Source organism: Corynebacterium fournieri, from assembly GCF_030408775.1.
GTDB classification, from domain to species: Bacteria; Actinomycetota; Actinomycetes; order Mycobacteriales; family Mycobacteriaceae; genus Corynebacterium; species Corynebacterium fournieri.
This window is the reverse complement of sequence record NZ_CP047210.1, coordinates 375522-399039: the sequence shown is the minus strand read 5'-3', so window position 1 is coordinate 399039 and position 23518 is coordinate 375522. Positions and strand designations below refer to the sequence as shown.

At 65.7% G+C, this 23518-nt stretch carries 29 protein-coding genes; 6 read left to right on the top strand and 23 right to left on the bottom strand.

The genetic code is table 11. The features are described from left to right. The first annotated feature begins 79 nt into the window (after window positions 1-79). Both eccD and CFOUR_RS01915 read left to right on the top strand, forming a co-directional pair. Window positions 80-1384, top strand: coding sequence for a type VII secretion integral membrane protein EccD (eccD, locus tag CFOUR_RS01920; protein ID WP_290179766.1), 1305 nt, complete (start codon window positions 80-82; stop codon window positions 1382-1384). Next, window positions 1384-2517 carry a S8 family serine peptidase gene (locus CFOUR_RS01915; protein WP_290180256.1) on the top strand — a complete coding sequence of 378 codons (1134 nt, stop codon included), beginning with the start codon at window positions 1384-1386 and terminating at the stop codon, window positions 2515-2517. Before eccD ends, CFOUR_RS01915 begins: the two co-directional genes overlap by 1 nt. Here CFOUR_RS01915 and eccB read toward each other — a convergent pair. From eccB to rpsH, 19 genes are all read right to left on the bottom strand, one after another. Then, the gene (eccB, locus tag CFOUR_RS01910) at window positions 2453-3667 is read right to left on the bottom strand and encodes a type VII secretion protein EccB (protein WP_290179764.1); all 1215 of its coding nucleotides are present in this window, start codon (window positions 3665-3667) and stop codon (window positions 2453-2455) included. The genes CFOUR_RS01915 and eccB overlap by 65 nt on opposite strands. A gap of 37 nt (window positions 3668-3704) precedes the next feature. Then, window positions 3705-5822, bottom strand: coding sequence for a DUF6541 family protein (locus tag CFOUR_RS01905; RefSeq protein ID WP_290179762.1), 2118 nt, complete (start codon window positions 5820-5822; stop codon window positions 3705-3707). Window positions 5823-5855: 33 nt separating this feature from the next. Then, complete coding sequence (truA, locus tag CFOUR_RS01900) at window positions 5856-6686, bottom strand: tRNA pseudouridine(38-40) synthase TruA (protein ID WP_085958338.1); 831 nt, start codon at window positions 6684-6686, stop codon at window positions 5856-5858. 104 nt (window positions 6687-6790) lie between these two features. Then, window positions 6791-7285: a 50S ribosomal protein L17 gene (gene rplQ / locus CFOUR_RS01895; protein ID WP_085956776.1), complete on the bottom strand. Its 495-nt coding sequence runs from the start codon at window positions 7283-7285 to the stop codon at window positions 6791-6793. Window positions 7286-7331: 46 nt separating this feature from the next. Then, window positions 7332-8345 (bottom strand): DNA-directed RNA polymerase subunit alpha, encoded by a 1014-nt coding sequence (locus tag CFOUR_RS01890; protein ID WP_085956777.1) that lies wholly within the window; start codon window positions 8343-8345, stop codon window positions 7332-7334. A gap of 115 nt (window positions 8346-8460) precedes the next feature. Further along, the gene (gene rpsD / locus CFOUR_RS01885; protein ID WP_085956778.1) at window positions 8461-9066 is read right to left on the bottom strand and encodes a 30S ribosomal protein S4; all 606 of its coding nucleotides are present in this window, start codon (window positions 9064-9066) and stop codon (window positions 8461-8463) included. Window positions 9067-9093: 27 nt separating this feature from the next. Then, a complete protein-coding gene (gene rpsK / locus CFOUR_RS01880; RefSeq protein ID WP_085956779.1) occupies window positions 9094-9495 on the bottom strand; it encodes a 30S ribosomal protein S11 in 402 nt (133 codons plus the stop codon). Window positions 9496-9498: 3 nt separating this feature from the next. Further along, complete coding sequence (gene rpsM / locus CFOUR_RS01875; RefSeq protein ID WP_085958339.1) at window positions 9499-9867, bottom strand: 30S ribosomal protein S13; 369 nt, start codon at window positions 9865-9867, stop codon at window positions 9499-9501. A 174-nt stretch (window positions 9868-10041) separates the two neighbouring features. Then, window positions 10042-10260 carry a translation initiation factor IF-1 gene (gene infA, locus CFOUR_RS01870; RefSeq protein WP_019193979.1) on the bottom strand — a complete coding sequence of 73 codons (219 nt, stop codon included), beginning with the start codon at window positions 10258-10260 and terminating at the stop codon, window positions 10042-10044. Between the two features lie 175 nt (window positions 10261-10435). Next, window positions 10436-11245, bottom strand: a complete 810-nt coding sequence (locus CFOUR_RS01865; protein WP_085956780.1) for a L,D-transpeptidase — start codon at window positions 11243-11245, stop codon at window positions 10436-10438. A gap of 33 nt (window positions 11246-11278) precedes the next feature. Then, a complete protein-coding gene (gene map, locus CFOUR_RS01860) occupies window positions 11279-12088 on the bottom strand; it encodes a type I methionyl aminopeptidase (protein ID WP_085956781.1) in 810 nt (269 codons plus the stop codon). Between the two features lie 78 nt (window positions 12089-12166). Then, window positions 12167-12712: an adenylate kinase gene (locus CFOUR_RS01855; RefSeq protein WP_085956782.1), complete on the bottom strand. Its 546-nt coding sequence runs from the start codon at window positions 12710-12712 to the stop codon at window positions 12167-12169. Next, window positions 12712-14040, bottom strand: coding sequence for a preprotein translocase subunit SecY (gene secY / locus CFOUR_RS01850; protein WP_085956783.1), 1329 nt, complete (start codon window positions 14038-14040; stop codon window positions 12712-12714). The genes CFOUR_RS01855 and secY overlap by 1 nt, the downstream gene beginning before the upstream one ends. Window positions 14041-14433: 393 nt before the next feature. Then, window positions 14434-14907 (bottom strand): 50S ribosomal protein L15, encoded by a 474-nt coding sequence (rplO, locus tag CFOUR_RS01845; RefSeq protein ID WP_085956784.1) that lies wholly within the window; start codon window positions 14905-14907, stop codon window positions 14434-14436. A gap of 7 nt (window positions 14908-14914) precedes the next feature. Then, a complete protein-coding gene (rpmD, locus tag CFOUR_RS01840) occupies window positions 14915-15100 on the bottom strand; it encodes a 50S ribosomal protein L30 (RefSeq protein WP_019249595.1) in 186 nt (61 codons plus the stop codon). A gap of 5 nt (window positions 15101-15105) precedes the next feature. Beyond that, on the bottom strand, window positions 15106-15741 hold the full coding sequence (gene rpsE, locus CFOUR_RS01835) for a 30S ribosomal protein S5 (RefSeq protein WP_085956785.1): 636 nt from the start codon (window positions 15739-15741) through the stop codon (window positions 15106-15108). A gap of 40 nt (window positions 15742-15781) precedes the next feature. Beyond that, complete coding sequence (gene rplR / locus CFOUR_RS01830) at window positions 15782-16186, bottom strand: 50S ribosomal protein L18 (protein ID WP_085956786.1); 405 nt, start codon at window positions 16184-16186, stop codon at window positions 15782-15784. Window positions 16187-16188: 2 nt separating this feature from the next. After that, complete coding sequence (rplF, locus tag CFOUR_RS01825; protein WP_085956787.1) at window positions 16189-16725, bottom strand: 50S ribosomal protein L6; 537 nt, start codon at window positions 16723-16725, stop codon at window positions 16189-16191. An 18-nt stretch (window positions 16726-16743) separates the two neighbouring features. Then, the gene (rpsH, locus tag CFOUR_RS01820; RefSeq protein WP_085956788.1) at window positions 16744-17142 is read right to left on the bottom strand and encodes a 30S ribosomal protein S8; all 399 of its coding nucleotides are present in this window, start codon (window positions 17140-17142) and stop codon (window positions 16744-16746) included. A 354-nt stretch (window positions 17143-17496) separates the two neighbouring features. Here rpsH and CFOUR_RS01815 point away from each other — a divergent pair, with 354 nt between their 5' ends. Further along, complete coding sequence (locus CFOUR_RS01815; protein ID WP_085956789.1) at window positions 17497-18723, top strand: amidohydrolase; 1227 nt, start codon at window positions 17497-17499, stop codon at window positions 18721-18723. On the opposite strand, the gene CFOUR_RS01810 is transcribed toward CFOUR_RS01815, so the two are convergent. Beyond that, entirely contained in the window at window positions 18720-19433 is a 714-nt protein-coding gene (locus tag CFOUR_RS01810; protein WP_085956790.1) for a DUF2786 domain-containing protein, read from the bottom strand. The two genes, CFOUR_RS01815 and CFOUR_RS01810, sit on opposite strands and share 4 nt — an antisense overlap. Window positions 19434-19573: 140 nt before the next feature. Between CFOUR_RS01810 and CFOUR_RS01805 the strand changes: the two genes are divergently transcribed. Continuing rightward, the gene (locus CFOUR_RS01805) at window positions 19574-20059 is read left to right on the top strand and encodes a carboxymuconolactone decarboxylase family protein (protein WP_085956791.1); all 486 of its coding nucleotides are present in this window, start codon (window positions 19574-19576) and stop codon (window positions 20057-20059) included. Window positions 20060-20129: 70 nt separating this feature from the next. After that, on the top strand, window positions 20130-20888 hold the full coding sequence (locus CFOUR_RS01800; RefSeq protein ID WP_085956792.1) for a formate dehydrogenase accessory sulfurtransferase FdhD: 759 nt from the start codon (window positions 20130-20132) through the stop codon (window positions 20886-20888). Between the two features lie 124 nt (window positions 20889-21012). Here the strand turns inward: CFOUR_RS01800 and rplE are convergent, their stop codons facing one another. From rplE to rplN, 3 genes are read right to left on the bottom strand one after another with little or no spacing between them, the layout of a single operon-like run. Further along, window positions 21013-21597: a 50S ribosomal protein L5 gene (gene rplE / locus CFOUR_RS01795; RefSeq protein ID WP_085956793.1), complete on the bottom strand. Its 585-nt coding sequence runs from the start codon at window positions 21595-21597 to the stop codon at window positions 21013-21015. Window position 21598: 1 nt separating this feature from the next. Continuing rightward, a complete protein-coding gene (gene rplX / locus CFOUR_RS01790) occupies window positions 21599-21913 on the bottom strand; it encodes a 50S ribosomal protein L24 (protein WP_085956794.1) in 315 nt (104 codons plus the stop codon). Window positions 21914-21916: 3 nt separating this feature from the next. Then, the gene (gene rplN, locus CFOUR_RS01785; protein ID WP_085956795.1) at window positions 21917-22285 is read right to left on the bottom strand and encodes a 50S ribosomal protein L14; all 369 of its coding nucleotides are present in this window, start codon (window positions 22283-22285) and stop codon (window positions 21917-21919) included. A 433-nt stretch (window positions 22286-22718) separates the two neighbouring features. Here rplN and CFOUR_RS01780 point away from each other — a divergent pair, with 433 nt between their 5' ends. After that, window positions 22719-23510 (top strand): formate/nitrite transporter family protein, encoded by a 792-nt coding sequence (locus CFOUR_RS01780; RefSeq protein ID WP_179154770.1) that lies wholly within the window; start codon window positions 22719-22721, stop codon window positions 23508-23510. Window positions 23511-23518 lie beyond the last annotated feature (8 nt).

The following is a 23518-nucleotide window of genomic DNA, read 5'->3' as shown; positions in this document are numbered from 1 at the left end:
TGGTGCGGATTGTAAGCCATACTGTGTCCCGTCGCGCGGCGAATGGGGGCCGCGCCCAGATATCGGGGGAGAACATCCGTTGGTTGCAACGTCTGCGCACCACGTCGTGCGCGTTACTGTCCGCGTGTCCGTCGTCGCGTTCCACCGCGACATCGACGTGACACTTCCTACGTCGTCCACGCTGGCTGAGGTGCTGCCGGAGCTTGCGCGGCTGGTGGAGCTGCCGGAGGTGCACCGCCCCTGGCAGGCGGCCACCGCCGGCGGGGCGCCGTTGGACATGCACACGCCGCTGTACGCGCTGAAGCTTTACGACGGCGCAACGATCGCCCTGCATCCCCAAGAGCCGACATCCCCGCCTGTCGTGCGCGACGCCGCCGACGCGCTGGCCTCTGTGGCGCAGTCGGCGCGTCAGGTGCGCGGTCTGGATGCGGCGGCCACTTTCGCGGGCCTTGCGGCCGTAGTGGTGCTCGCGCGGGTGGTCGCGCCGTGGCCGGCAGCGCTCGCTGCGACCGCGCTGTTGGCGTTGACGGTGGCTGCGGCGGGCTCGTCGCGCCTGGCGTATGTGCCGGTGCCGCTGCTGGCTGGGGGTGCCGCGGCCACGTGGGTGGTGGGCGCAGATGCGAGCGCAACAAGCGTCGGCTTCGGCGCGCTGGCCGGGCTGCTCGCGGCTCTGGTGGCTGTGGGCGTCGGCGCGGCGCTGGGGTTGGCCGGGGCAGCGCAGGTGGCGTTTTTCGCCGCCGTCGGCGTACTCGGTGGCGCTGGGGCAGCCGGGGCGTGGCTGCCTGGGTCGCTGGCCGCACCGGCACTGACGGTGCTCGCCGGGGTGTTGGCAGTGATGGCCGCGCCGGGAGTGGCTACTCGGGCGGCCGGGCTCACGGTGCCGCGGGTGCCCACCGCCGGTGAGGAGTTCGACCGCTCCGACGACTACCAGGACGACGTGGATGAGCGCAGCAGCGTCGCCGCCGACATCGCCGCGGCGATCTGCTGCGCCGTCGCCGTCTGCTGTGTGCCCGCGCTTTTGTGGTTGGGCCGCGCCGGCGGGGTGTGGGCGTTCGCGTTCTGTCTCGGGGTGGCGGGTGCGCTGGTGGTCTACGCGTCGCGCCACCACTGGGCGCTGCCCCGGGTGTGTTTGACGGCGGTGGCGCTTTCCGCCGTCGTCGCCGCTGCGGCAGCGGCCGCAAGCACAGGGCACCCGGCCTGCATCGCGGTGGCCGCACTCGCCGCGCTCGTTGCCGCGTCCACCGCCGCCTGGGTGCCGCGCGTGCCGGACCTGGAGCCGACGACGGTGGTGTGGTTTGAGCGCGCAGAGATCGCCGCCACCATCGCCGTGATCCCGCTCGCGGTCCATTTGACCGGGCTGTTCGACATGATCCGGGGGTTGTGATGAAGCGCTGGCTGCCTGCACTTGCCCTGCTCGGGTGCTCGCTCGCCCCTGCGCCCGCCGGCGCCCAGGATGTGGCGTGTGCGGTGCCGGCACTCGTGGATAAGCCCCCTGCGGATGCCGCGACCGATGAGCTGCGGCGGTTTTCCACCGGAGCGGGGGTGCGGGTGGCTGTGATCGACACCGGTGTTGCACCCCACCCGGAGATCGCGCATCTGCGGCCGGGCCGCGACTTCGTCGCCTCAGACGCGCTGATGGACTGCGACAACCACGGCACCGCCGTCGCCGGCATCATCGCCGGGCGCACCCTCGGCATCGCACCGGAGGCGGAGATCATCTCGGTGCGCCAAACCTCCGCGCACTACCGCGACGTCGACGCCGGCAACCTGCACACCCTCACCGACGCCATCCACAACGCCCTCGACGAAGGCGCCAGCGTGCTCAACATCTCCGTGGTGTCTTGCTTGGAGCCCGCGTTCGCCTCGCGTCTCGACGCTTCCGGCCTCACCGCCGCCCTCCACCGCGCAGAACAGCAGGGTGCTGTCGTCGTCGCCGCTGCCGGCAATGCCGGGCCCGACTGCGAACCGGGCTTTGAGGTCTTTCCCGCCCACTTCCCCACCGTGCTGGCCGTCGCCGCCCGTGCCGACGCGCACACCGTCGCCAGCTACTCCCTGCCCGCGGAGCTGTCCGCTACCGGCACCGCTGCGGCGGCACTCGCGCCCGGCGGGTGGGCGGAGGGCACCGTGGTCAAAGACGGCGTGCATCCGTACACGGGCACCAGCTTCGCCGCCCCGGTGGTCAGCGGCACCGTCGCGCTGCTGCAGTCGCGCTACCCCGGCATCAGCCCGGCGCACGTGCGCGGCTTGATCACCGCCGCCGCGCAGCCCGGCGGCGGGGCGGTCAGCCCCATGGCGGCGCTGACGCAGCTGAGCCCGCAGGAGCTGGATAAACGCCCGAGGCTGCAAGTGGAGGCGGCAGACCAAACGTCCAACCCCGCCGCGGGGCGGCTGGGGTGGTGCATGGGCGCCGCGCTCGGGTGCGCCGCGCTTGCGGTGGCGCTTCGCGCAGGCGCTAATAGGTGGCGGAAAGCGCCTGCTCGCGGGTCAGCGCCGCGCCTTCCGGCAAGAGGGAAATAATCTCCCACGGCACCCGCTCCACGTGCGCCGCACCCACAGTTTCTAACGCGGCGGCGTCCGGGGCGCTGTGGCGCAGGCCGTTCGCGGAGACCACGTGGTAGCCGTGACCAGAATCCACGCCGACCGATCCGTGCGCAAGCCCCGCGAACCGGGCAGCCACAGAAGTTCCCGATAGCTCGATGCCCTCGGGCACCTCGTCGTTGATCGCGCCGCCGCGGCCCTGGTCGACACACACGGTGTGCGGATCGACCCACTCCGGGCGCTCCCGCGGCAGCCGCAGCTGCCTGTCCCCGTCCGGGTAGTCCGCCAGATCCGCCCGGTTCGCGGTGTTCGCCTGCGCCCCGGCGTCGAGGAGGATGCGGCGCTGGGTGTCGGTCAACGGTTGGACCTTCCCGTCCGCCAGCGCCCAGGACTGCCCGTCGGCGTCGATGACCTCCGGCAGCTGCTCCGGCAACGCCGCCGGCGGCAGTTCTTGAAGCGCCGCGATCACCTGCGCGGGCGGGGTCCACCGCGGCGTGTCCGGGGTGATGCCCAGCGCGCGGCGCAGCACTCGGCCCTGCGCGGTGTGTTCCTCCGGCAGCAGGCGCCGGCCCTGCGCGGTGACCAGCCACTCCCGGGAGTCGTCGGCGGCCAACGCGGCGGCGTGGTCCGGCAATGGCTCCGGCGCACTCCCCGCCACCACAGTGATGGTGTCCGCGCCGCACACCGACCAGCTGGCATCCGGCGCGCTCTCCGGCGCGAACATCCCCGGCGCCGCGACGATGCCCACCGGCACCCCGCGCGGCATCGCCGCCAGGTTCGCATCCCCGATGCGGGCGGGTTCAGCCGCCGAACCCGCAATCAGGCGCGCAGAGGCCAGGTTCGTCACCGGATGCGCCGCCTGCCCCACCCGGACGTACAGCGTGCCGTCCGCCGCGCGGAAAATCGGCGCATCGCCCGGATCTGCATTCGGCCGCATCCACGCGAACAGCCCCATCACCCCGGCGATCATGACCACCGCAGCGGTGCCGAAAATCGTCGCGCGCCGCCGCGCGGCCAACGGGTCGTGGATCATGCGGCTGTCGCCGAAGACAAGGCCGTGCTCCATCCGGCGGCGCATGAATTTGTGGCCCGATACCTGGGCGCGCGTAGTTGGCAAAAGCTTCGCCATGACAATTCCCCTCCCCCGAGAACTCCTGGCGCAAAGCCTACTGCGTGGCGGACACCTCCGCGAGCGCAAACAGCTCGTCGGAGCCGTGTTCTTGCCCGTCTTCGACCATCTGCTGCAGCTCTTCCTGGCTGAACTGGCTGTTGACCGCGAAGATCGCGGTGCCTCCCTTGCGGTAGACCGGGGTCACGCCGTTAGAGACCCAGAAGTCGCGCAGCATCTCGTACGGCGGGTACTGGTAGTTCCAGAACGCGCCGGGGCTGAGCAGGAAGAACTTCACGTTGAGGTTTTCTACTGTTTCGTCGACGAGGTTGTGCTCGCCTTCGCCGATGAAGTCCGCGTTCCAGTACATGATGTCGCCGTTGGTGCCGCGCCCGCCGTTGGGCCACAGGTAGTGGCGGTTCAGGGTGGGCACGCCGTTGTAGGCGTACATCCAGGAGTAGCCGTCTGCCGGGTCGCCGGCGGTGAGTCCTTCCCAGGCGGCGGGCTGGGTTGCCAGCCAGTCGAAGGCCTCGAGGTCGTCGGCGTCGACCATGCGGTCGATGACGCGGGCGGCGGCGTAGCTTTTCTCCGCGCCTTGGTCGGTGTGCTGGTGGATCGTCGGGATCGCGGCGGATGCGACGATGCAGGCCACCACGATGGATGCCACTGCACTGACCCGCTCGCCTTTGGCATAGCGCTTAGCGACGGGCGCTGCCGTGATCACCCTGATCCCCGCAGCGACCGCAATGGCGGCCGCGGCGGTGACCGCCATCACCACCGGCATGATCAGGCGGTGGCCGGTGCTGTAGTGGAGGTTGCCCACATACGCCAACAGGTTGCCCAGCGTGTTGTCGAAAGGCACGAGCGCATTGGCGGTAATGGCCAGTGATAGGGCGTAGAACAGCGCCGGCCACACCTGTCGGCGCCACAGCAGGCACACCAGCGCGCCGGCGCCGGCCAGCCACAGCAGCGCGGTGGCGTCGTAGGCCGGGAAGAACTGGGTGACGTGGCGGGTTTCCATCCTCGCTGCTGTGCCCCACGCCCCGCCGACGCCGAGATTTTCTTCCGGACGCCAGGACGCCACCTCGCCCGCCTGGGCGGAGCCAGCCAGCACCTGCGGCACGAACATGGCCACACCGGCGACTGCGGGCAGCCCCATCCACAGGGTGTCGGCCAGCCGGGAGCGCTCGGGGCGCACCAGTGTGGAGGTCAGCCAGTACAGACCCACAGCGAGCACCACGATGGTGACCGCGGACGGGTGCACGCACAGCACCGCCACGAACGCCAGCGCGGCAGGAAGTGCGCTGGCGCGGCGGCGGGGCACGGTGATCAGCAGCCAGGAGACGGTGCCGGTCAGCGCCACCGCGAACAGGTAGGGCCACATGCCCACGTAGTCCGGGATCCACAGCAGCTGCGGCGCCGCGTAGCCCATGATGGCGGCGAGTGCGGCCGCGATCTGCGCCGTCAGCCCGGTCGAGCGCAGGAAGGCGAACACGAAGCACGCCAGCGTCATCGGCAGCGCCAGCGCGGGCAGCACCGCGGAGGCGATGTTCAGCGCGGGGATGGGGTCGAGACCGGCCGCCTCCCCGAACAAGGCGATGCCGGCGTGGTAGGCGGACGGGTAGAACAGCTTCAGCTGGCTTTCCACGTTCTGCAGCTCACCCATCCGGGTAGCCGAGGCGATGCCGTCGTCCATGATGAAGCGCACGAGGTTGGCGTGCCACTGCGAGTCCCAGCCCTGCACGATGTTGTAGATGCCGTTCGGCATCCGCTCGAGCCACCGCAGCCTGACGGACGCAGCCATAAAGGCGCCGATACCCACGCCTGCGGCGGGCAGGACCCAGTACGGGTCGGCGATGCTGCCTATGCGGGCGTCACCCGGGTAGAGGGCGCGGCGCCAGCTCACTGCCCCGCCGCGGCGCGCCCGCCGCACGAACATGTACCGCCAGGCCGCGGCCACAAGGACGGCGGCGACCATGCTGACCCCGAAAGTCCACAGGTTGTACGGGGCGCTGGTCAACCCCCAGAACCAGGAGGTCACGCCGAAAAGCCCGAAGGACACCGGCACGGAGGCGGCGGCTGCTGCCGGGGCTTTCATGCCCGCGATCCACGACACCAGGAAGCCGGGGAGGGTGAAAAACACGGCGGCGAACCACGCGGCTGCAACTGTTGTCATGGCACCTCCCTGTTCTGGTGTAACCCAAGCATGCTACATCTCGCGCTTGGCTCTCGTCGCTTCGGCTCGCGCCGCCAACGCGTCTTCTGCTGGGTAGTCCACCCCCACAAGAGTGAGTCCGCGTGCAGGGGCGAGGGGGACGTCGGCGGCGCGGGCGTCGCGAAGCAAAAGCTCCTTAGGCCACTGGGGCGCGCGCCGGCCCTGGCCCACGGTCAGGCAGGTGGCCACGAGTGCGCGGACCATGTTCCAGCAGAAGGCGTCGGCGGTGATTCGCGCCTCGTACAGCATCGGTTCGACCTCGCGCCACGTGAAGGCGTGCACCTCGCGGATCGTGGTGGCGTGTTCCTTCGGGCGGCAGAAGGCGGCGTAGTTGTTCAAGCCGACGAGCGCGTCGGCGCAGGCCTGCACCGCATCCAGCTCGACGGGTTTCGGCCACACGGCGGTATCGCGCGCGCGGGTGGGCAGCGCGCCGGCCGGGTGGGTGGTCACGCGGTAGACGTACGTGCGGGCCAGCGCGGAAAAGCGGGCGTCGAAGCCGGCGGGTGCCTCGCGCACGTCGAACACGCGGACGTCTTCAGGCAGCAGCTTTGCTAAGCGACGCACCAGCCGCCCCGGATCCCCCTCAATCGAGCGCTGGTTCAGCGTTTCGGCGGGGATGTCCGCGTGGGCGACCTGCCCGGCGGCGTGCACGCCCGCGTCGGTGCGGCCCGCCACGGTCAGCGCAACGTCGGTGCGCAGCACCAGCGACAGTGCCTCCTCGATGGTTTGCTGGACGGTGCGCAGGCCCCCTTTTTGGCGCGCCCAGCCGTGGAAGTCGGTGCCGTCGTATGCGATGTCGAGGCGCAGGCGCAGCGTGTCGTCCATGGTCACGAATTGTATCGCCGGGGAACGCGCGCACAGCAAAGCGCCCGGCCGCACTGTCGTCGCAGTGCAGCCGGGCGCATTGTTCAGGGAGGCAGTCGCGTGGACTACTTCTCCTCTGCGGTCTCCTCAGCCGGAGCCTCTTCAACCTTGGCGTCCTCGGCCGGAGCCTCCTCAGCCTTGGCCTCCTCGGCCTGGCGGGAAGCGGCAGCGCGGGCTGCGCGGGTGGCCTCGGAAGACACGGTCTCCTCGAGCACCAGAGAAATCTGGGTCATCGGAGCGTTGTCGCCCGGGCGGTTCTCCAGCTTGATGGAGCGGGTGTAGCCGCCGTCGCGGTTGGCGAACTTCGGTGCGAGCTGGTCGAACAGGTAGGTCACGACCTCCTTGTTCGGCAGCTCGGCCAGGACGGCGCGGCGGTCGGCCACGGTGCCCTTCTTCGCCTTGGTGATCAGCTTCTCGGCGTAGGGACGCAGCTGGCGGGCCTTCGCGTCCGTCGTCTTGATAGCGCCGTGCTCGAACAGGGCCAGGGCCAGGTTGGACAGAATGTGCTTCTGGTGGCCGGCCGAGCCTCCGAGACGGGCGCCCTTCTTCGGGGTAGGCATTTTCGTACTCCTCGTGTGCGTTTAATTGAGCGCGTGCTCTGTGGTGTTACTCGGTCTCGTCCGCGCTGGTGTCGACGTAGTCTCCAGTCTCGGCGTCATAGCCTTCGATCTGGGTCGGGTCGAAATCTTCCGGAGCATCCTTGAGGGTCAGGCCCAAGCTAGCCAGCTTGATCTTGACCTCGTTGATGGACTTCTGGCCGAAGTTGCGGATATCCAGCAGGTCGCTTTCGGTGCACTCTGCGAGCTCACCGACCGTGTGGATGTCCTGGCGCTTCAGGCAGTTGTAGGAGCGCACGGAGAAGTTCAGGTCCTCGATCGGCGTGGAGTACGCGGCGATGTACTCGGTCTCCTGCGCCGACGGGCCGATCTCGATGCCCTCGGCCGCGGTGTTCAGCTCGCGCGCCAGGCCGAAGAGCTCCACCAGGGTGGAACCGGCCGACGCGAGGGCGTCGCGTGCGGTCATGGAGTTCTTGGTCTCCACATCGATGATCAGCTTGTCAAAGTCGGTGCGCTGCTCGACACGGGTCGCCTCAACCTTGTAGGCGACGCGGGTCACCGGCGAGTAGATCTGGTCGACCGGGATACGGCCGGCCTCGCCGCCGGAGTTAGGCATGGCCGGGACGTAGCCGCGGCCGCGCTCGACAACAAGCTCCATCTCCAGGCGAGCCTGCTCGTTCAGCGACGCGATGTGCAGGTCCGGGTTGTGGATCTCCACACCGGCCGGCGGCTCGATGTCGCCAGCGGTGACGTCGCCGGGTCCCTCAACGGCGAGCTGCATGACAACCGGCTCGTCGGAGTCGGAGGACAGCACGATGTCCTTGATGTTGAGGATGATCTCAGAGACGTTCTCCTTGACACCGTTGATCGTGGTGAACTCGTGGAGCACACCGTCGATCTTGATGGAGGTCACGGCTGCGCCCGGGATGGACGACAGCAGCGTGCGGCGCAGGGAGTTGCCCAGGGTGTAACCGAAACCAGGCTCGAGCGGCTCGATGATGAACTTCGAGCGGTTGGTGTCGATGTACTCCTCGGTCAATTCAGGACGCTGAGAGATGAGCATGAACTTCTCCTTTGTCGGCTCCCGCTATTTGAAGCCGGTAGGAATGGATATTCGGGAAGATTCCGTGCACCGAAGGACTGCGCCGATGGTGCGCGGGGTGAAGCAAACTGAAAGTCTACTTCGAGTAGAGCTCGACGATGAGCTGCTCCTGCAGGGGCACCTCGATCTGAGCGCGCTCGGGCAGCTGGTGCACGAGAATGCGCAGGGTGTCCGGAACGACCTGCAGCCAAGCCGGAACGACGGCCTCAAGCAGGTTGTCCTGAGCCTCTTCGAACCACAGCATGCTGCGGGACTTGTCGCGAACATCGATGATGTCGTACTGGGTCACGGCGAAGGACGGGACGTCGATCTTCTTGCCGTTGACGGTGAAGTGGCCGTGGGAGACCAGCTGACGTGCCTGACGACGGGTCTTTGCCAGACCAGCGCGGTAGACGACGTTGTCCAGACGGGACTCCAGCAGCATCAGCAGGTTGTCGCCGGTCTTGCCCGGGCGACGGTTCGCCTCTTCGTAGTAGCGGCGGAACTGCTTCTCCATCACGCCGTAGGTGAAGCGAGCCTTCTGCTTCTCCTGCAGCTGGAGCAGGTACTCGGACTCCTTGATGCGGGCGCGGCCAGCCTGCCCCGGAGGGTAGGGGCGACGCTCGAAGGACATGTCGCCGCCGACGAGGTCGACGCGGAGGCGACGGGACTTACGGGTAGCAGGGCCGGTATAACGAGCCATGTTTCTTTACCTCTTTTCCTTTCAGCCTTAAACGCGACGACGCTTCGGCGGACGGCAGCCGTTGAACGGCTGCGGCGTCACGTCGGAGATCGAAGAGACCTCCAGGCCGGCAGCCTGGAGCGAACGGATTGCGGTCTCGCGGCCGGAGCCCGGACCCTTGACAAAGACGTCGACCTTCTTCATGCCGTGGTCCATTGCCTTGCGGGCAGCGTTCTCGGCAGCCATCTGCGCAGCGAACGGCGTGGACTTACGGGAGCCCTTGAAGCCGACGTGGCCGGAGGATGCCCAGGAGATCACGTTGCCCTGCGGGTCCGTGATGGACACGATGGTGTTGTTGAAGGTGGACTTGATGTAGGCGTGGCCAGCGGCCACGTTCTTCTTGGCGGTGCGGCGTCCGCGACGCGCACCGGAACGAGTCTGAGGAGCCATAGGTTACTTCTTCTTTCCTGCGATGGTCTTCTTCGGGCCCTTGCGGGTACGCGCGTTGGTCTTGGTGCGCTGGCCGCGGACGGGCAGGCCACGACGGTGGCGCATGCCCTGGTAGGAGCCGATTTCAATCTTGCGGCGGATGTCTGCCTGCACCTCGCGGCGCAGATCGCCCTCCACGGTGTAGGAAGACTCGATCGCGTCACGCAGCGCAGCAAGCTGATCGTCGGTCAGATTATCAGTGCGCAGGTCCGGAGAAATGCCCGTCTTCTCGAGCAGTTCCTGAGCGCGGGTTGCACCGATGCCATAGATGTAGGTGAGAGCGATCTCCATGCGCTTGTTGCGCGGGAGATCCACACCAGCTAGACGTGCCATGAGGTACGTGCCTTTCGGGTTGTTACGGTGGTTTTCTCCCCACCCGTCCACGCCATACAACGCTTTGTCCGGGCCGTGCCGGAGATTGGGTTGTGGTTACGCGCGGCTCCGGCCACCGTGGCCAGAGGTGAGCGACCCGCCGTCAGACGGATCTGGGTGAGAAGGCTGAAATGCTTACTTGTAGCGGTAAGTGATGCGCCCGCGGTCCAGGTCGTAGGGAGAAAGCTCCACGACGACGCGGTCCTCCGGGAGGATGCGGATGTAGTGCTGGCGCATCTTGCCACTGATGTGGGCGAGAACCTCGTGCCCGTTGTCCAGTTCGACCCGGAACATCGCGTTCTTCAAGGGCTCGACAATGCGGCCCTCAACCTCGATTGCGCCTTCTTTTGCCATACACTCCACTTCCTACACTGCCCGCATTGCCTGAAAAGGTGCAGGCAGCAGACGTTTTTTACCGATACTTGCGGCGCATGTGCACGATACACAAACACCGCTGGACTACATTAGCCATTTACCTGCGAAAACGCAAAAAGCCCCAGCGCGAGCTGGGGCCTTCTATGCAGACGGTTTAGAACACGTAGACCTTGTCGCCGATCTGCAGGTCGTTGAAGTAACGCTCTGCATCGCCGCGGTACATGCGCACGCAGCCGTTGGACAAGTACTGAGGATCGCCCTGGTGGAACGCGATGCCGTTGTAAGTGAAGTACGTCGCGTACGGCATGGGAGCGTTGCCGAACTCCCAGGAGATCTCGTCTTTGACCTTGCGGTTGACGTAGAAGGTGCCGCGCGGGGTCTCCTGGCCGGGCTTGCCCGGGCCAATCAGACCGGACTGGTAGTACATCACGCCATTGTTCTGCAGCCAGGAGCGGCGGCCGTCGATGTCGACGCAGGCCTTCGCGTCAGCCGGGCACGGGCCGTAGTTGAAGTCGCCGCGCGGGTTCTGCTGCGGCGCCGGCGCTGGTTCAGAGGCCGGTGCCGGCTTCGGTGCGGGAGCGGGTGCCGGTGCGGGCTTCGGCTTCGGCTTCGGGGTCTTCTCCGCGATCAGGCCCGGGAAGAACACCTCGAGGATGTCGTCGATGCGCTGCTTGGCCTGGGCCGGCAGCTCGGGGTTGATCGACGCCAGGGCGTCTGCCTGCTGGCGCAGCTGGGTGCGGATGTTCCACGCGGCGTCACGCGCAGACTTGTCCAGGTTGGCGAAGGAGTTGTTTGCCTGCGTGGACAGCGCGTCCAGGCTGGACATCGCAACCGGGTTCTGCGCGGGCGCAGCCTGCGCGTTCACCGGGGCGGCCAGGGATGCGACGACACCGAGACCGGCGGCGAACGTGGTGGCGCGTCGCTTCAGCGGCGACTGCTTTGCGTGACGGGGGCGGTAAGACATGGCGGAAGTATAACCCTTTTGCCAACAAACGCTCTACAACGCGCCAGCGTTTTTCCCGCGCGGCGTAAGAATCCGCGGCCCTTCGGCGGTCGCTGCGACAGTGTGCTCCCAGTGGGCCGCGGGCGAGCGGTCGACGGACACCACAGTCCATTCGTCCTCGAGCACCTCGGTGTCCACTTCCCCGCCGAGGATGAGCATCGGCTCGATGGCGAGCACGGAACCATCCTGGATCACCGGCCCCCGGTTGGGTTTGCCCTCGTTTGCCAGGTACGGCTCCTCGTGCATCGTGTGCCCGATGCCGTGGCCGCCGTAGCCGTCGACGATGCCCAGGTCCACCCCGAAGCGTTCTTCGGCGGCGTAGGTGGCCCGCTCCAGGGCGTGGGAGACGTCGGTGAGCCTGTTTCCCGGCACCATCGCCTTCAGCCCCTCCGCCAGCACCCACTCCGTGGCCTTGTTCAGGGCATCTACTTCCGGCGCCAGCTCGCCGACGCCGAACGACCATGCGCTGTCGCCGACCCAGCCATCAAAGGTGGCGCCGCAGTCGATCGAGATTAAGTCACCTTCTTTGAGCACGATGCTTGACGACGGAATGCCGTGCACCACAACCTCATTCACCGAAGCGCAGATGGAGCCGGTAAAACCCTGGTAGCCCAAAAACGTCGGTACCGCCCCGTGGTCGCGGATCACTGCCTCGGCCACCTGGTCCAGCTCGAGCGTGCTCACGCCCGGCTTGGCGGCGGCGCGCACCTCTTGCAGCGCCACGCCGACGATGCGGCCGGCGGCCTCCATGGCGTCGAGCTCAGCCGGCGTCTTGGCCGCGATTTTGCGTTTGCGAAACACCATGGGTGGGTCTCCTTTGGTTCGTCGATAAGCAAAAATGCGAAAGGCCGGTGCGAACACACCGGCCTTCAGGTGAAAGGGCTACTTGCCCAGCGCCTCCATGGCGCGCTGGTTGATCTCGTCCACGTCGCCGACCGCGTCGATGGAGATGATCTGGTCGCCGTAGTGCTGGATCAGCGGGGCGGTCTCGTCGCGGTAGACGCCCAGACGGGTGCGGATGGTCTCCTCGTTGTCGTCGGCGCGGCCGCGCGCGAGCATGCGCTCGACCACAACGTCCTCGTCGACCACGAAGTTGAGCACGCCGTCGAGCTTCTCGCCCTTCTTCGCCAGCAGCTCGCCGAGGATTTCCGCCTGCTCCACGGTGCGGGGGAAGCCGTCCAGCAGGAAGCCGTCGGTCGCATCGTCCTGGTTCAGGCGGTCCTCCACCATGCGCGCGGTGACGTCGGTGGGCACGAGCTTGCCTGCGTCGATGTAGCTTTTCGCCTCAACGCCGAGCGGGGTGCCCTCGCCGATGTTGGCGCGGAAGAGATCGCCCGTGGAGATGTGCGGCACACCGAGCTTCTCGGAGAGGATAGCGGCTTGGGTGCCCTTGCCGGCACCGGGAGGGCCAAGGAGAACGAGACGCATTATCGCAGAAGTCCTTCGTAGTTGGATTGCAGGAGCTGGGATTCAATTTGCTTCACCGTGGTCAGGGCCACGGACACCATAATCAGGATGGCGGTGCCGCCGAACGCGCTCATACCCATGCGTCCGGAGCCGGTGATGCCGGCGTCCATGGCCAGGTTCGGAAGCACAGCGATCACGGCGAGGTAGATCGCGCCGACGAACAGCAAGCGGTTCATCACAAACGCCAGGTACTCCGCCGTCGGGCGGCCCGGGCGGATGCCCGGAATGAAGCCACCGTACTTCTTCATGTTCTCCGCTTGGTCCACCGGGTCGTACTGGATGGAGACGTAGAAGTAGGAGAAGAAGATAATCAGCACCACGTAGGCGAGGATGTACTGCCAGGAGCCCGGGTTCTGCAGCCACGCCATGACGTGGTTCATCCACCAGTTGTCCGGCGGGGTGGGCTGGTTCATGGTGACGATCTGGGTGATCAGCACCGGCACGTACATCAGCGAGGAGGCAAAGATCACCGGGATCACGCCGGCCTGGTTAACCTTCAGCGGCAGGTAGGTCGAGGAACCGCCGTACTGGCGGCGGCCCACCATGCGCTTGGCGTACTGCACCGGGATGCGACGCTGGCCCTGCTCGATGAACACGATGCCCACCACAAGCGCGATCAACGCGGCCACGACCAGGGCGAGGGTGACGCCGCCGGACTGCTGGAAGATGAAGGCGCCCTCGGACGGGATCTGGGTGGCGATGCCGGCGAAGATGAGCAAGGACATGCCGTTGCCCACGCCCTTTTCGGTGATGATCTCGCCGAGCCACATGATCAGCACAGCGCCGGAGGTCATCACGATGATCATCATGAGCAGCGTCCAGATGTTGCGGTCCTCCACCAGCACCGGCATACCCTGGCCGAGCAGCTGCTCACGGTCGGCCAGAGCGACGATGCCAGCGGACTGCAGCAGCGCCAGCGCCACCGTGAGGTAGCGCGTGTACTGCGTCATCTTGGCCTGGCCGGACTGGCCTTCCTTCTTCAGCTCCTCGAACTTCGGGATCACCACGGTGAGCAGCTGCACGATGATGGAAGCCGTAATGTACGGCATGATGCCGATGGCGAAGATGGACAGCTGCAGCAGCGCGCCGCCCGAGAACAGGCCGATGATGGAAAACATCGTCGCCCGGTCGCCCTGGGCGATCTCATCCAACCGTTGGTTAATCAAGCCGTAATCCACGCCGGGGGTCGGAATCTGGCAGCCGACGCGGTACAGAATCATCAGCGCAAGGGTGATCAGGATCTTCTTGCGAAGATCAGGGTCCTTGAACACCTGAGCAATAGCGGACACAAAGCCTCCTGGCCCCCGCCGTGCCACGGGCGGGAGGTAGCGGACATTCGACTCCTCGCGCGAGGTTCTCGGGCATGCGAAAACCGGCGGGGCCGTCTTTTGACCCCACTACACTAACAGCCCCCGGTGGAAAGTTGATATTTCAGGTTCCGCATTTGTCCCGCTCCCAGGGTCCCGCCAGGCAATTGGTCGGTGCCGCCAACGCTACGGCGGTGTTGCCGCCGCTGCGCCAATCGCGGCCGAATGCGTCAGGCGGCGCCCAAAACACCAGCTCGGAACTTGCGGCTGCCGGAACCGTCGAAGGCCTACACACTCAACGACGACGAACCCCCGTCCCGGTTGATCCGGAACGGGGGTTCGTTGTAAAGCTAACGCTAGAACGTCAGCTTCGGACTAGTTCTGCGCAGCGCGCTTGGAGAAATCAACGGTGGTGGCGGAACCGCCAGCAGCCTTGATCTTCTCCTCAGCGGACTTGGAGAACTTGTTTGCGGTGACGTTGAGTGCGACGTTGATGTCGCCCTCTGCCAGCACCTTCACCGGCTGCTTCGGGCGCACGAGGCCCTTGGCAACGATGTCGGCGATGGCGATGTCGCCACCCTGCGGGAAGGCCTCTGCCAGATCCGCGACGTTGACCACCTGGTACTCGACGCGGTTCGGGTTCTTGAAGCCCTTCAGCTTCGGCAGACGCATGTGCAGCGGCATCTGGCCACCCTCGAAAGCAGCGGAAACCTGCTTACGAGCCTTGGTGCCCTTGGTACCGCGGCCGGCGGTCTTACCCTTGGAGGCCTCACCGCGACCGACGCGGGTCTTGGCCTTGTTTGCGCCCTCTGCCGGGCGCAGATCATGGAGCTTGATGATGTCAGCCATGTGTTATCTACTCCCCTGCAACTTCTTCAACGGTGACGAGGTGACGCACCTTGAGGATCTGGCCGCGGGTAGCAGCGTTGTCCTTCTTAACCACGGACTGGCCGATCTTGCGCAGACCGAGAGCCTCGAGGTTCTTACGGGTAACCGGCTTCTCGCCGACCTTGCCGTGGTGCAACGTAATCTTCAGTGCCATGGTGCTTAGGCCTCCTGTCCTGCGCGTGCGCGCAGCATGCGAGCCGGTGCAACTTCCTCGACGGACTTGCCGCGCTTGGCAGCCACCTCTTCGGGGCGGACAAGCTGCTTGAGACCAGCGACGGTTGCCTGGACCACGTTCAGCGCGTTGTCGGAGCCGAGGGACTTGGCCAGGATGTCCTGGATACCAGCGCACTCGAGCACCGGACGTACGGCGCCACCGGCGATGACACCGGTACCCGGAGCAGCCGGGCGCAGCATGACGATGCCAGCGGCCTGCTCTGCCTGGACCGGGTGCGGAATGGTGCCCGCGATCATCGGGACGCGGAAGAAGTTCTTGCGAGCTTCCTCTGCGCCCTTCTGGATTGCGGCGGGAACTTCCTTTGCCTTGCCGTAGCCGACACCGACCATGCCCTCACCGTCGCCGACGACGACGAGTGCGGTGAAGGACATGTTGCGGCCGCCCTTGACGGTCTTAGCAACGCGGTTGATGGTGATGACGCGCTCGATGTACTTGTCGCGCTCGTCGTTGTGGTTGTTGCGACGGTCGTCGCGACGGCCACGGCCGCCGCGGCCACCGCGGTCGTTGTTCTTCTGGTTGTCGGCGGAGCGCCCGCCGTCACGCCGTTCACGTTCGGCCATTACGCGATCCTTCCGTTGATGGTGATGTTTGCGGTGATCATTAGAACTTCAGACCACCTTCACGAGCTGCCTCGGCCAGCGCAGCAACGCGGCCGTGGTACTTGTAGCCGCCGCGGTCGAAGACGATTGCTTCGATGCCTGCAGCCTTGGCCCGCTCAGCGACGAGCTGGCCAACCTTGGCGGCCTTGTCCTTCTTGTCGCCCTCCAGGTTGCGAACGTCCGGCTCGATGGACGACGCGGAAACCAGGGTGTGGCCCGCGAGGTCGTCGATGACCTGGACGTGGATGTGACGCGAGGAGCGGTGCACAACGAGACGCGGGGTCTCCGGGGTGCCACGCAGCGTCTTGCGGATGCGGCTGTGGCGACGTGCGCGAGCCTCGCGGCGGCGGGACGAGATGTCCTTGCCAACCGGAGTGCGCTTGGTGTTCTCTGCGGTATTGCTCATGATTACTTACCCGTCTTTCCGACCTTGCGGCGGATCTGCTCGCCGGCGTAGCGGATGCCCTTGCCCTTGTACGGGTCATCCTTACGCAGACGGCGGATGTTTGCCGCAATCTGGCCAACCTGCTGCTTATCGGTGCCTTCGATCGCCAACTTGGTGTTGCCGTCGACGGAGAACGTGATGCCTTCCGGCGCCTCGATCAGGACCGGGTGCGAGTAGCCGAGGGAGAACTCGAGGTCCTTACCCTTCTGCTGCACGCGGTAGCCGACGCCGAAGATCTCCATGTTGACCTTGTAGCCCTCAGTCACGCCCACAACCATGTTGTTGATCAGGGAGCGGGTCAGGCCGTGCAGCGAACGGTTGTCGCGGTGGTCGTCCGGGCGGGCAACCAGAATCTCGTTGTCCTGGACGGAAGCGGTGATCGGCTCCGGCATATCCAGGTCCTTGGTGCCCTTCGGGCCCTTGACCTCGACGTGCTGGCCGTCGATCTTCACCTCGACGTTGTTCGGAATAGCGATGGGTGCGTTACCTACGCGAGACATAAGTCTTTCAACCTCCCTTTACCAGACGTAAGCGAGGACTTCCCCGCCTACACCCTTCTCTTGAGCCTGGCGGTCGGTGAGCAGGCCGTGGGACGTGGAGATGATTGCCACGCCCAGGCCACCGAGCACCTGAGGCAGGTCGTTGGACTTCGCGTACACGCGCAGGCCCGGCTTGGACACGCGGCGCAGGCCCGCGATGGAAGACTCGCGGGTCGGGCCGTACTTGAGGTTGAGGGTCAGCGACTTGCCAACCTTCTCGTCCTCAACTTTGTAGTCTTCGATGTAGCCTTCCTGCTTCAAGATCTCGGCGATGTTCACCTTGATCTTGGAAGAAGGCATGGACACGGAGTCGTGCTGCGCATGTGCTGCGTTGCGCACGCGCGACAGCATGTCCGCGATCGGATCAGTCATGGTCATTGTGGTGACCGTTCCCTTTCTCGTTGCGGTTCCCATCCACCGGGTGACCTGCTGCGCCGGAGCGCAATCGGTCGCGTTTTCCGCGTGGTCTGTCGGGGGCTACTCACGCTGCCCGTGCTCAATAGCGCGGGCCGCTCGCCGCCTCCCTTGCACGCGGTCCGCATCATGGCGGGGGGCCTGCAACAAAGTTGGATGTTCAAATGTACTTCGGCTTGCGCACGCCGAAACGTCGGCGCGCAAGTCCGAGGCGGTAACTTACCTCTTTGCTGGGCAAATGAGCAAATCGCTTCTCGACGGCCACCTTCGGCCCCTCCCCGTCCCGGCGACGCCTGAGACTTCCCTAGACTTCCCTGCATGGGAACTGCTCTTGCACAGCTGGTTGGAACGCTGGACGCCACCCGCGACGAGCGCGAAGCGCTGTACGTGTGGTTCCACCAGCATCCAGAGTTGTCGCTGCAGGAGCTGCAGACGGCGTCGAAGATCCGCTCGCAGCTGGATGCGCTGCAGCTCGCGCACACACAGGTGGGCGAGACGGGCACGGTGTGCGTGCTGGAAAACGGCCCCGGTCCGGTGGTGGCCATCCGCGCCGACATCGACGCGTTGCCGGTGCAGGAGCGCTCCGGCAAGCCGTATGCCTCCACTGCAACGCAGCTCGACGCGGTCAGCGGCCACGAGGAGCACGTCGCCCACGCATGCGGGCACGACTTCCACATCATGGGCGTGCTCGGGGCGCTGCAGGCCTACGCCGCCCACCGCGACTGCTGGAGCGGCACGCTGGTGGCAGTGTTCCAGCCCGCTGAGGAGGCATACACCGGTTCCCGGGTGATGCTGGCCAACGGCATCGGCGAGGCGATGCCCACTCCCGACGTGTATCTGGGCCAGCACGTGCTGCCCATGCTGCCCGGCGGGTGCGTGGGCACGCACCCGGGGCCGTTTATGTCCCAGTCCTTTTCCGCGAAGATTGAGGTCTGGGGCAAGGGCACGCACGGCTCCATGCCGGACAAAGGCGTGGACCCGATCTTGTTGGCCTCCAACATTGTCACCCGGCTGCACACCGTGGTCTCCCGCGAGATAAAGGCGCAGGAGACCGCAGTGCTCACCGTCGGCGCGATCCACTCCGGCGTCAAAGCGAACGTGATCCCGGAGACCGCGCAGCTTTTGGTGGACACCCGGGCGTACACCCGGGAGGTCAGCGACCGGTTGCGCAGCGCGATTATCCGCATCGTGCGCGGCGAGTGCGTGGCGGCGGGCAGCCCCCGCGAGCCGGAGATCACGTTCTACGACGAGTACCCGCTCACGGACAACGACCCCATGATCACCTCGCGGGTGCGCGACGCTTTCGACGCCTATTTCGGCGACGAATCTGTGGAGCTGGACCAGGTGTCTGCCTCAGAGGATTTCTCCATCATCCCCGACGCACTGGGGGTGCCCTACACCTACTGGGGCCTGGGCGGTTTCGCGGACTGGGAGAATGCCCCCAGCAACCACTCCCCCAGCTTCGCCCCGGACCTGCAGCCCACGCTCGACCGCGCTGCTGAGGTGATGATCGTGGCGGCGGCTGCATGGCTGGTGGACGGTTAGAAGGGCAGCGCGGGCCGGGCGCGCACGCGCGTCTGCCCGATGTCGGAGCGCTCGCCCGCCTCGTGGCCCTGGCCGAACGCGTCCGGGTCGAATGAGCGCTTGGACGAGTAGTTGCCAAGGAAGTAGCCCATCTTGGCGGCGAATTCGTCGCGGGCTGCGGTGGCTTTCTGAAAGTCGTCGACAAGCACGAGCCCGTAGTCGCTGTCCGAGTCCTCGACCGTCTTTTCCGCCTGCGCGAGCCGCGCCCCAATGCTGGCCGCAAACCCCGACATGAAGCTGCGCCGGCGCACGACCGCTGATTCGCTCCAGCTGGTGGCGCGGACCTTCTGCGCGTCCGCCAGCATGACGGGCAGCAGCAACGCGTAGAGCATGTCCACGCGCTCCAGGTGGCGGGCGCAGCCGAAAATCACCGCATCTTTGATGCGCGTGGAGTTGTACACGCGCTGCGAAAAGCCCGTGCAGTGCAGGGCCCGCGCGATGGTGAGCAGCAGATTCGCCTGCATCTCCGTGTAGGCGCCCGCGAACTCGTAGGTGCACTGCCCTACCTCGCTGCCGTCGCCGTCTTCAAGGTCTTTCTGCTCGTACCCGTACTCGGCCATGAGCTCGAAGGCGCGGGCGTAAAACGCGTCGCCTTCCGGTGTGCCTTCTTGGTCGCGCGCCTGGTTGAGCAGTTTCTGCAGGCGCTGCTTGATCTTGTCTTCGGTACGCATCGGACGCACCCACCCCTTCCATGTAGTTCGGATTGGTGGGTGTAGTTCTAGCGGGCAACACACCCGCGTGGTTGCGCCCCTGTGAAATTCGCGAACTTAGCCCTGTGGATAACCCGCGTTTACGCAGCTACATTGGCCGTATGGTCGAACCCCGAAAGCAAATGCGCGGCGAGGCGATCCGCTCACTTCTTCCCATGGTCAAGCACTCCAAGCACACCGTGCCGGCCGGACTTGGGCACCTCATCGCCTTGCGCGCGTCCGTGCTCAACGACTGCAAAGCGTGCATCGCCACCCACCGCCGCGACGCACGCGCGGACGGGTTGACGCACGACCGCATACTCGCCGCGGAGGACTGGACCAACCACAAAGCCGAGTTCACCGAAACGGAGCGCGCGGTCCTCGCGCTCACAGACGCGATCACGCACATCGATGGCTACGACTCCGTCCCCGACGAGCTCTGGCACGCCGCCGTTTCCCACTTCGGCGACGAGGGCACGCACGACCTCGTGGTCTCTATCTGTGCCATCAACGCCTTCAACCGAGTGAGTATTGCCACCCGAACCGACCCGCAGCAGGTCAAGGGGACCACCGAGTTCGACCTGGACTTCTCAGCCCGCCGGCGCTAGCTCCACTCAATGATGATCTTGCCCTTCGTCGATAGGCGACCCCCGGCTCCGAGCCACTAGGATCGGTGCAATGAGCAGGACCAAGCGCAGTTTCGCAGTGACCAAGATCGCCGCCGACGGCACCCGCGACACCCGCGCGGGCCAGGTGGAAGTCGAAGAGCCGCTGGAAATCCGAGCTGGCGGCCAATCCGTCGCCACGCTTATGCGCACCCCGGGCCACGACGTCGAGCTCGCCCACGGCCTGCTGCTCGCCCGCGGGCTGATCAGCCGCGTCGACGACGTGGTGACAGCCCGCTACTGCGAGGGCGCGATCGGCGGCGAAAACACCTACAACCTGCTGGATGTCCAGCTCGCGCGCCCGGCCGCGCCCCGGTTCATCGACCCGATCCCCGGCGACGCCTGCGGCATCTCCTCCGAGCAGCGAGTGCGCGAACTCGCCGCGAGCTTGGACGTTCGCCCGGAGTTCGCCGCCGTCGCCCCCGACGCCATTTTCGCGGCCCCTGCGCTTCTTGCCGCACACCGCACTCGGGATCTGCCCACCGCCGTCGCGGGCGATGTGGGCCGCCAGGACCTCGTCGCCGTCAACGCGGTGCACAAGATCGCGGGGCATGTGCTTCTCGACGCCGTCGCGTCCCCCACCATTGCCCTCGACGCACGCGTGACGTTCGAAATCGTGCGTGCCGCCGCCGCAGCAGGCGCGGCCGCCGTGGTCACCACCGCGGGCGTGACCTCGATGGCCGTCGAGCTGGCCCGGGCAACCAACACCGTGCTCGTCGGCGAAGTTACGCCGGAGCGCTTCAGCGTCTACGCCGGGGCTGAGACGCTCTAGCCCCACACGCATCTGGGGCGCCATCACGGCGATCCCCACAGCCCAAAGACGCGAAAATACCCCCACCAACGACAAAACCTCCGGACCCGAGGGGCCGGAGGTATCGTCGTCAAGCAAAATGCGCTTATGCGCGCTTCATCTTGCCGTCCTTGTCGGCGAACGGGAAGCCGAGGTGCGTCAGCAGAGCGCGACCCTCGTCGTCGTTCGTTGCGGTGGTCACGAGCGTGATGTCCATGCCGCGCACGCGATCGATCTTGTCAATGTCGATCTCGTAGAACATGGTCTGCTCGGACAGGCCGAAGGTGTAGTTGCCGTTACCGTCGAACTGCTTGTCGTTCAGGCCGCGGAAGTCGCGAATACGCGGCAGAGCCACGGTGAGCAGGCGGTCCAGGAACTCCCACATGCGGTCGCCGCGGAGGGTGACCTTCGCGCCAATCGGCATGCCTTCGCGGAGCTTGAAGTTAGCGATGGACTTCTTCGCGCGGCGAAGCTGCGGCTTCTGGCCGGTGATGGCGGTGAGGTCCTCGAGCGCGCCGTTGATCACCTTGGAGTCGCGGGCTGCGTCGCCCACACCCATGTTCACGACGATCTTGGTCAGGCCCGGGATCTGCATGACGTTGTCGTAAGCGAACTGGTCGTTCAGCTTGGTGCGGATCTCGTCCTGGTAACGCGTCTTCAGGCGGGGGGTGTACTGAGTTGCTTCAGTCATCTTAGATGTCCTTCCCGTTCGACTTGGCCACGCGGACCTTCTTGCCGTCCTCGTCGAAGCGGTAGCCGACGCGGGTCGGCTTGCCCTCGGAATCCAGGATCATCACGTTGGACACGTGGATCGGAGCTTCCTGGGTGACAATGCCGCCGGACTCGGCGCCGCGCTCGTTGTAGGAGTTAGCGACGTGCTTCTTGATGCGGTTCACGCCCTCGACCAGGACCTTGTCACGCTGCGGGTACGCCTCGATGACGCGACCCTGAGCGCCCTTGTCCTTGCCGGCGATGACCTGGACCATATCGCCCTTCTTGATCTTCATAAGTTAGATCACCTCCGGTGCGAGAGACACGATCTTCATGAAGCGCTTGTCGCGCAGCTCACGTGCGACCGGGCCGAAGATGCGGGTACCGCGCGGCTCGGTGTCGTTCTTGATGATGACGGCAGCGTTCTCGTCGAAGGAGATGTAGGAACCGTCCGGACGACGGGTTTCCTTCCTTGCGCGGACGATGACCGCCTTGACAATCTCGCCTTCCTTGACGTTGCCGCCCGGGGCAGCTTCCTTCACGGTGGCGACAATCGTGTCGCCGATGCCGGCGAAGCGTCGAACAGAGCCGCCGAGGACGCGGATGCACAGCAGCTCGCGTGCACCCGTGTTGTCGGCGACCTTCAGACGCGATTCTTGCTGAATCACAGTTGGTCTCCTGACCTGGATCAATGTGCGCCAGATTTCCGTCCTGCACGCACGTGGTCAATGTTTCTGTCATGCCCATTGCTTATCGACGAACCCCGTACGCTCGTTCCTCGCGCACGAGGTGGACGAAACGCCAACCCTCGCGCACGAGGTGAGCGCCACACGGTCGAAGGGTCTCGGTTGCGCAGCTCGGAAACGCGCGTTGCAACCGACCAGCAGTGGACAACCCGGACATTCAATCATGAGCTGGGCCGATTCCCCAAATCCGGCTCTGGCCCTGCGCCGCACAGGCGCTGCGGGGACACGAAAACGCTACTAGTGTCTGTGAATCTAGACACACACCGCGATATCTTTCCGTTCTCGCAGGTCACAGCTCTACGGACCCCGTTCACAAGTTTCGCACTATGGTATGACCTCTTGTACGTTAAGTAACGTGAGTTTTTACGAAGCCGCCCCTACGGCGATCAAGAACAAGGTTGACCTCTTTTCCACAGAGCCCGCCCGGTTTGCCACTCGTGCAGTCTTGGCGGGCGTGTACCTGGGCATCATGACGGCGTTCGCCGCCTCCACTGCCCAGCTGCTGGACGAGTACGCCCCGGGCTGGGGCAAGTACGCGTTCGGCGCCATCTTCGCCTCCACGCTGTACATCATCATCGTGCTGCAAGGCGAACTCGCCACAGGTGACATGATGTTCATGACCTACGGCGCACTCCACAAGAAAAACACCGTTGTCAAGGGCTTTCTCCTTGTCTTGTTTGTCACCATCTTCAACCTCATCGGTGCAGTGGTCATTTCGTGGCTGATCTCCCGGACCACGATGGGCCACATGGTTGAGGCGGACGGATTCCTCCACGACCTACTGGTGGCCAAGCTGCAAAAGTCCAGTGGAACGCTGTTCGTCGAGGCAATCCTGGCCAACGTCGTGGTCAACATCGCCTTCATGCTGGCTACCCAAGCCGGCAAGGACTTCAGCGCGAAGCTGTGGGGCGTAATCTTGATCATCCCGTCGTTCGCCACCATGAGCTACGAGCACTCCATCGCTAACTTCATCCTCACCTCCCTGGGCGGCTTCACGCTCGGCCCGGACGCGATCGAAGGCTTCACCAACTGGAACGTCATCCGCAACTGGGTTGTGGTGTGGCTGGGCAACTTTGTCGGCGGCGGTTTCATCATGGGCGGACTCTACGGCTGGCTTAATCTGACCAAGACGGACTACAAGGACTAGTCCCCCTC

What these genes read in the sequence shown, in the direction of transcription:
- CFOUR_RS01815 (WP_085956789.1), top strand. Translation starts at nt 17,497, where the DNA reads ATGGGAACTGCTCTTGCACAGCTGGTTGGAACGCTGGACGCCACCCGC.
- CFOUR_RS01810 (WP_085956790.1), bottom strand. Translation starts at nt 19,433, where the DNA reads ATGCGTACCGAAGACAAGATCAAGCAGCGCCTGCAGAAACTGCTCAAC.
- rplF (WP_085956787.1), bottom strand. Translation starts at nt 16,725, where the DNA reads ATGTCTCGCGTAGGTAACGCACCCATCGCTATTCCGAACAACGTCGAG.
- rplE (WP_085956793.1), bottom strand. Translation starts at nt 21,597, where the DNA reads ATGACTGAAGCAACTCAGTACACCCCCCGCCTGAAGACGCGTTACCAG.
- rpsK (WP_085956779.1), bottom strand. Translation starts at nt 9,495, where the DNA reads ATGGCTCCTCAGACTCGTTCCGGTGCGCGTCGCGGACGCCGCACCGCC.
- rplR (WP_085956786.1), bottom strand. Translation starts at nt 16,186, where the DNA reads ATGAGCAATACCGCAGAGAACACCAAGCGCACTCCGGTTGGCAAGGAC.
- rplX (WP_085956794.1), bottom strand. Translation starts at nt 21,913, where the DNA reads ATGAAGATCAAGAAGGGCGATATGGTCCAGGTCATCGCCGGCAAGGAC.
- map (WP_085956781.1), bottom strand. Translation starts at nt 12,088, where the DNA reads ATGGTGTTTCGCAAACGCAAAATCGCGGCCAAGACGCCGGCTGAGCTC.
- CFOUR_RS01805 (WP_085956791.1), top strand. Translation starts at nt 19,574, where the DNA reads ATGGTCGAACCCCGAAAGCAAATGCGCGGCGAGGCGATCCGCTCACTT.
- rpsE (WP_085956785.1), bottom strand. Translation starts at nt 15,741, where the DNA reads ATGGCCGAACGTGAACGGCGTGACGGCGGGCGCTCCGCCGACAACCAG.
- rpsH (WP_085956788.1), bottom strand. Translation starts at nt 17,142, where the DNA reads ATGACCATGACTGATCCGATCGCGGACATGCTGTCGCGCGTGCGCAAC.
- CFOUR_RS01890 (WP_085956777.1), bottom strand. Translation starts at nt 8,345, where the DNA reads ATGCTCATCTCTCAGCGTCCTGAATTGACCGAGGAGTACATCGACACC.
- rpsM (WP_085958339.1), bottom strand. Translation starts at nt 9,867, where the DNA reads ATGGCACGTCTAGCTGGTGTGGATCTCCCGCGCAACAAGCGCATGGAG.
- rplQ (WP_085956776.1), bottom strand. Translation starts at nt 7,285, where the DNA reads ATGCCTACCCCGAAGAAGGGCGCCCGTCTCGGAGGCTCGGCCGGCCAC.
- infA (WP_019193979.1), bottom strand. Translation starts at nt 10,260, where the DNA reads ATGGCAAAAGAAGGCGCAATCGAGGTTGAGGGCCGCATTGTCGAGCCC.
- CFOUR_RS01915 (WP_290180256.1), top strand. Translation starts at nt 1,384, where the DNA reads ATGAAGCGCTGGCTGCCTGCACTTGCCCTGCTCGGGTGCTCGCTCGCC.
- CFOUR_RS01865 (WP_085956780.1), bottom strand. Translation starts at nt 11,245, where the DNA reads ATGTCTTACCGCCCCCGTCACGCAAAGCAGTCGCCGCTGAAGCGACGC.
- rpmD (WP_019249595.1), bottom strand. Translation starts at nt 15,100, where the DNA reads ATGGCACTGAAGATTACGTTGCACCACGGCAAGGTCGGCGAGAAGCCG.
- truA (WP_085958338.1), bottom strand. Translation starts at nt 6,686, where the DNA reads ATGGACGACACGCTGCGCCTGCGCCTCGACATCGCATACGACGGCACC.
- CFOUR_RS01905 (WP_290179762.1), bottom strand. Translation starts at nt 5,822, where the DNA reads ATGACAACAGTTGCAGCCGCGTGGTTCGCCGCCGTGTTTTTCACCCTC.
- eccB (WP_290179764.1), bottom strand. Translation starts at nt 3,667, where the DNA reads ATGGCGAAGCTTTTGCCAACTACGCGCGCCCAGGTATCGGGCCACAAA.
- CFOUR_RS01800 (WP_085956792.1), top strand. Translation starts at nt 20,130, where the DNA reads ATGAGCAGGACCAAGCGCAGTTTCGCAGTGACCAAGATCGCCGCCGAC.
- CFOUR_RS01855 (WP_085956782.1), bottom strand. Translation starts at nt 12,712, where the DNA reads ATGCGTCTCGTTCTCCTTGGCCCTCCCGGTGCCGGCAAGGGCACCCAA.
- rpsD (WP_085956778.1), bottom strand. Translation starts at nt 9,066, where the DNA reads ATGGCTCGTTATACCGGCCCTGCTACCCGTAAGTCCCGTCGCCTCCGC.
- rplO (WP_085956784.1), bottom strand. Translation starts at nt 14,907, where the DNA reads ATGGCTGACATCATCAAGCTCCATGATCTGCGCCCGGCAGAGGGCGCA.